The sequence below is a fragment of the Kocuria sp. CCUG 69068 genome (assembly GCF_020833785.1).
GTDB lineage: Bacteria > Actinomycetota > Actinomycetes > Actinomycetales > Micrococcaceae > Kocuria > Kocuria rosea.
In genome coordinates, this window is sequence record NZ_PDDL01000163.1 from 1 (window position 1) to 5285 (window position 5285).

Annotated in this window: 7 protein-coding genes and 2 tRNA genes; 8 read left to right on the forward strand and 1 reads right to left on the reverse strand. The window is 75.7% G+C overall.

Annotated elements, in window-relative coordinates; genetic code table 11:
* From CRM73_RS18040 to CRM73_RS18055, 4 genes are all read left to right on the forward strand, one after another.
* The coding region (locus CRM73_RS18040) for a phosphotransferase (RefSeq protein WP_229588676.1) at nucleotides 1-479 on the forward strand (479 nt) is incomplete at its 5' end.
* A 54-nt stretch (nucleotides 480-533) separates the two neighbouring features.
* Nucleotides 534-974, forward strand: coding sequence for a hypothetical protein (locus CRM73_RS18045; protein WP_051063806.1), 441 nt, complete (start codon nucleotides 534-536; stop codon nucleotides 972-974).
* Nucleotides 975-1156: 182 nt separating this feature from the next.
* Nucleotides 1157-1228, forward strand: a tRNA-Thr gene (locus CRM73_RS18050).
* A 61-nt stretch (nucleotides 1229-1289) separates the two neighbouring features.
* Nucleotides 1290-1363: transfer RNA gene (locus tag CRM73_RS18055), tRNA-Met, on the forward strand.
* A gap of 116 nt (nucleotides 1364-1479) precedes the next feature.
* Here the strand turns inward: CRM73_RS18055 and CRM73_RS18060 are convergent.
* Nucleotides 1480-2625 (reverse strand): calcium/sodium antiporter, encoded by a 1146-nt coding sequence (locus tag CRM73_RS18060; RefSeq protein WP_095650598.1) that lies wholly within the window; start codon nucleotides 2623-2625, stop codon nucleotides 1480-1482.
* Between the two features lie 110 nt (nucleotides 2626-2735).
* Here CRM73_RS18060 and CRM73_RS18065 point away from each other — a divergent pair, with 110 nt between their 5' ends.
* Genes CRM73_RS18065 through CRM73_RS18080 form a run of 4 tightly spaced genes read left to right on the forward strand, consistent with a single transcriptional unit; the run spans nucleotide 2736 to nucleotide 5232 of the window.
* Entirely contained in the window at nucleotides 2736-3185 is a 450-nt protein-coding gene (locus CRM73_RS18065; RefSeq protein ID WP_035924924.1) for a MaoC family dehydratase N-terminal domain-containing protein, read from the forward strand.
* Between the two features lie 2 nt (nucleotides 3186-3187).
* Nucleotides 3188-3667 (forward strand): MaoC family dehydratase, encoded by a 480-nt coding sequence (locus CRM73_RS18070; protein ID WP_133409311.1) that lies wholly within the window; start codon nucleotides 3188-3190, stop codon nucleotides 3665-3667.
* Nucleotides 3668-3710: 43 nt separating this feature from the next.
* A complete protein-coding gene (locus tag CRM73_RS18075; protein WP_229588677.1) occupies nucleotides 3711-4826 on the forward strand; it encodes a UDP-N-acetylmuramate dehydrogenase in 1116 nt (371 codons plus the stop codon).
* 10 nt (nucleotides 4827-4836) lie between these two features.
* Entirely contained in the window at nucleotides 4837-5232 is a 396-nt protein-coding gene (locus CRM73_RS18080) for a TIGR02611 family protein (RefSeq protein ID WP_035924921.1), read from the forward strand.
* The last annotated feature ends 53 nt before the right edge of the window (nucleotides 5233-5285 follow it).

The window sequence follows — 5285 nt, forward strand, 5'->3', positions numbered from 1 at the left end:
AGGCCCGCACGCTGGCCCGCTGGGCCGGCCGGCTCGAGGCGTTCCCGGGTCTGCTCGAGGCCCCGCCGGGGGCGGTCGCCGCATGGGCACGGCGGATCGGGGCGGAGCTCTCGGCCCTGCCCGCCGACCGGCGGGGCCGGGTCGTGCTGCACCGGGACCTGCACGACCAGCAGCTGCTCTTCGACGGCGCACGGCTGGGGCTCCTGGACTTCGACACCGCGGCCCTCGGCGAGCCCGAGCTCGACCTCGCGAACCTCTCCGTGCACCTGGAGCTGCGCGCGGCGCAGGGCCTGCTCGAGCCTGCGCTCCGGGCGGCGGGACAGGAGGCCGTGACCGCGGTGGCCCGGGTGCTGGGCGCCGACCCCGGCCGTCTCGCCGTGCACGCCGAGGCGACCCGGCTGCGGCTCGCCTGCGTCTACGCGTTCCGCCCGCGGTGGCGCGCTGTGGCGCAGGACCTGCTCGACGGGCTGCGTTCCTGAGAGGGCTCTCATGTTCTCATGCCCCCCTCAACCGGTTCCGGGACACTGGTGGGCATGAGGATCCTCTGGTCGGCAGTCTCCCTCCTGGTCGTCGCGGGCCTGGCGCTCCTGCTGTGGAACGCGGCGAGCGGCACGGACCGCGTGGAGGTCGTGCGCGGCGGCGTCTCCGTGAGCGGCAGCCCCGGTCCGGGACCGTCGGCCGGCACGGCGCCGCCGGCCGGGGACCCGTCGTCGTCGCCGTCCCCCACCGGCCCCGCGCAGGACGGGGGAGACGCCCCGGGACCGGACCGCGGGGACGCGGGGGGCTCCGCGGTGCCGCTCCCTCCGGTCGAGCCGCCGCCGGCCCCGCCCGCCCTGCCGGCCGCCCCCGATCCTGCCCCGCCGGCCGTCCCCGCACCCCCGGCCCAGGTCCCGCTGCCCGTGCAGCCCGCCCCGCTCGACGACGACTGGGACGACGACCGGGACGACGACCGGGACGACGACGTGGACGACTGAGCGCCGGGTCCGGGGCGCCTGCCGGCCGTGTCGGGGCGCCCCGGCCCGGGCGGGCGGGACGGCGCCGACGGGCCGGAGAACCCTGTCCGATCCAGGGCCGGCAGGACGGCTCCGGAGGTGCTGGAGAGGGGTGGCCGGCGATTTTGGTTCTCCCGAAACGTGCTGGTAGAGTCTTCGTCGTTGCCCCGATAGCTCAGTGGTAGAGCGCCATCTTGGTAAGATGGAGGTCCCGGGATCGATTCCCGGTCGGGGCTCTCGTGATGAGATCCCGTGGCCCGGCCGTCAAGGCCGTCAGCCGCGGTGTCTCATCCCTCTGGCGGTGTAGCTCAGCTGGTTAGAGCGCACGACTCATAATCGTGAGGTCGACGGATCGAGCCCGTCCACCGCTACGGCGAAAAGCCCGTGACCCTCCGGTCACGGGCTTTTGTCGTCCCCGGGCCGGCCCGGCACCGGCCCCTCGATCCGGCACCCCGTCCAGGACCCGACGCAGGTCCGGGCGGACCGGTCACGGCGAGCGCGGCGGATCCCGGCGGCCACGGTGCAGGCCGATCTCGTAGGCGGTGAAGACGGCGAGCGTCAGCGCGACCAGCGGCAGGACGAACCACGCCATGGTCCACGTGAACCCCTCCAGGGCGTCGTGCTCGGTGGCCGCGAGCACCACGTAGCCGGTGTAGGCGGCGTACAGGGCCACGAACAGGGCGCCCTCCCAGCGGGCCACCGCGAACCCGGTGAACGCGATGGGGAGCAGGGCGACCGCGGCGGCCAGCATCACCGGGATGTCGAGGGCCACCGCGGCACCGGACACCGGGATGCCCCCGGGGGAGATCAGCGCCGGCAGGCCGAGCACCACCCCGATGTTGAAGATGTTGCTGCCCACCACGTTGCCCACGGCCAGGTCGCGCTCACCGCGGCGCACCGCGATGACGGAGGTCGCCAGCTCGGGCAGCGATGTCCCGACGGCCACCACGGTCAGCCCGACCACCAGGCTGCTGACCCCCAGCGACGTGGCGATGCTCACCGCCCCCTCGACGAGCAGGGTCGCGCCGGCGACCAGCAGGGCGATCCCCAGCACCACGAGCAGCACGGACCGGGGGACCGAGGCCGGGGGCGGCTCCTCCTCGGTCCTGACGTCCTCGGCACCGCCGGTGCCGCCGCCGGCTCCGCGGTCCCCGGACGGCGCCGCCGCGGGGACGGGGGCACCGCGCCGGCCGATCACGACGGTCAGCACCGTGTGCAGCACCACGGCGGCGAGAAGGACCACTCCGTCGACCGCGCCGATCCGCCCGTCGAGGGACACGAGCAGCAGCCCGATCGACAGCACGACCATCCAGGGGAGGTCGAAGCGCACCAGCCGCTGCTTCACCGCGAGGGGAACGACGAGGGCGGAGAGCCCGAGGATGAGCAGGACGTTGACGATGTTGCTGCCGACCACGTTCCCGACGGCCAGGCCCGGCTCGTCGCGCAGCACGGCGCCGACGGTGACGGCGAGCTCCGGCGCCGACGTGGCGGCCGAGACCACGGTGAGCCCGACCACGAGGGAGGAGATCCCCACCCGCCGGGCGAGCGCGGACGCCCCCCGCACCAGGAGTTCTCCGCCGAGGACCAGCAGCGCCAGCCCTGCGACGATCCGGCCGACGTCCAGGAGATCCATGGGCAGGAGTGTACATGCCCCGGACGGCGGCGCCCGGCGGGGCGGGGCGCGCCGCCGTAGACTGGACGGGTCCCGCCGCCCGCGCGCGGCCCGTCCAGCGAGGAGCTGCCATGCCCGTGAACCCCGATCTCGTCGGGCGGACCTACCCGCCGGCCGAGCCCTACAGCGTCGGACGGGAGGCGATCCGCGACTTCGCCCGCGCCGTCCAGGCCGCCCACCCCGCCCACCACGACGTCGAGGCGGCCCGGTCCCTCGGCCACCCCGACCTCGTGGCGCCCCCCACCTTCGCCATCGTGGTGGCCCAGCGCGCCGACGCCGCCCTGATCGCCGACCCCGAGGCCGGCATCGACTTCTCCCGCGTGGTCCACGCCGACCAGCGCTTCACCCACCACCGCCCGATCGTCGCCGGGGACGAGCTCGTGGCCGAGCTGCACGTCGACCAGGTCCGGGCCATGGGCTCCGGGGCGATGGTGACGTCCCGCGCCGAGATCCGCGCCGCGGACGGCGAGCACGTCGCCACCACCGTCTCGTCCCTGCTCGTGCGCGGAGAGGACCAGTGACCGTGAGCATCGCCTTCGACAGCCTCGAGAAGGGCCAGGAGATCGGGCAGCGCCGGATCGAGCTCTCCCGCGCGGACCTGGTCCGGTACGCGGGGGCCTCCGGGGACCTCAACCCCATCCACTGGAACGAGGAGTTCGCCCGCTCCGTGGACCTGCCCGACGTCATCGCCCACGGGATGCTCACGATGGGCGCGGCCGTGCAGCTCGTGACCGACTGGGCCGGCGACCCCGGCGCCGTGGTCGACTACCAGACGCGCTTCACCAAGCCGGTGGTCGTCCCCAACCGGTTCGGGACCGCGGTCGAGGCCTCCACGGCCCTCACGGTGTCCGGGAAGATCGGCGCCCTCGACGACGCCGCCCGCACCGTGCGCGTCGACCTCACCGTGACCGCCCCCGACCTCTCCGCGGCGGGAGCCGACCCGGCGACCGCCGCGGCGCTGAAGGTGCTGGTCAAGGCCCAGGCCGTGGTGCGGCTGGCGTGAGTCCGGGCCGGGGCACCGCGGGCCGCCCGATAGGGTGGTCGCCATGACGTCCCCTCGCATCGCAGACCTCACGACCGCCGCCGTGGGCGGGCCCGCCCGCGACTACGTGCGGGCGGAGTCCGAGCAGGCGGTCGTCGACGCCGTGGCGGCGGCCGACGCCGCCGGGCGGGACGTGCTCGTGGTGGGCGGCGGCTCCAACCTCATCGCGGCCGACGCCGGGTTCGCGGGCACCGTGGTGCACGTGCTCTCGCGCGGCGTCGAGGTCCTCGCCGAGGATCCCGCCGGCGCCCTCCTCGAGGTCCAGGCCGGCCACCCGTGGGACGAGCTCGTGGCGCAGGCCGTGGCCGAAAGGCTGGTCGGCATCGAGGCCCTGGCCGGGATCCCCGGCACCACGGGTGCCACCCCGGTGCAGAACGTGGGGGCCTACGGCCAGGAGGTGGCCCAGACCGTCGAGCTGGTGCGGGTCTGGGACCGCCGGGAGCGGCGCGTGCGGGACTTCGCCCCGGCCGACCTGGCGTTCTCCTACCGGGACTCGGCCCTCAAGCGCAGCACGGTGGCCGGCTCCCCGCGCCACGTGGTGCTCGCCGTGCGGTTCCGGCTCGAGCGCGGCACCGAGAGCGCCCCGGTGCGCTACGGCGAGCTCGCCCGCCGGCTCGGCGTCCAGGTGGGGGAGCGCGCCCCGCTGGAGCGGGTGCGGGAGACGGTCCTGGCGCTGCGCGCGGGCAAGGGCATGGTCCTCGACCCGGAGGACCGCGACACCTACAGCACCGGGTCGTTCTTCACGAACCCCATCCTCCCGGCCGACGCCCTGGGGGAGCGGCTGCCCGCCGACGCCCCCCGCTTCCCCGTGGTGGACGCCGCGGGCCGCCCGCTCGAGGACCGGGTCAAGCTCTCGGCCGCGTGGCTCATCGACCACGCCGGCTTCGGCAAGGGCTTCGGCCTGCCCGGGACCCGCAACGAGCTCCTGGACCTCGACGGCGCCGCCGTCGCCGGGGGCCGCGCCTCCCTGTCCACCAAGCACACGCTCGCCCTCACCAACCGCGGCGGCGCCTCCGCCCAGGACCTCATGGCGCTGGCCCGGACGGTGCGCGACGGCGTCGCGTCCGTCTACGGGGTGGACCTCGTCGCCGAGCCCGTCATCGTGGGCACGGCGGTCTGAGGCGGCGGCCGTGAGCAGCCTCGAGGAGGAGATCGCCCAGGGGGAGAGCTCCGACAGCCGTGTGCGGCAGGCCCTCGGCCGGCTGCGCCGCTGGTCCCGCGGCCACCCCCTGCTGTTCGTGGCCTACCGGACGCTCGTGACGGTCCTCGGGGGCGTCTTCGTGCTGGCGGGCCTGATCATGCTCGTGACGCCCGGCCCGGGGTGGCTCGCCATCTTCCTGGGGCTCGGCATCTGGGGCACCGAGTTCCACTGGGCGCACCGGCTCAACCAGTGGGCGAAGGGCCAGGTGATGCGCGGCTGGCGGTGGTGGCTGGCGCGCACCGCCGAGGGGCGGCACCGCCGGGCCCTCGCCGGGACGGGCAACCTCGTGCCGGGCCCCCGGCACCTGCGGTCCCCGGGAGCCTGAGCCGGGACGGCCTCCTGCCGGGGAGCCCCCCGCGGCCGCGGTCGCACGGGCCC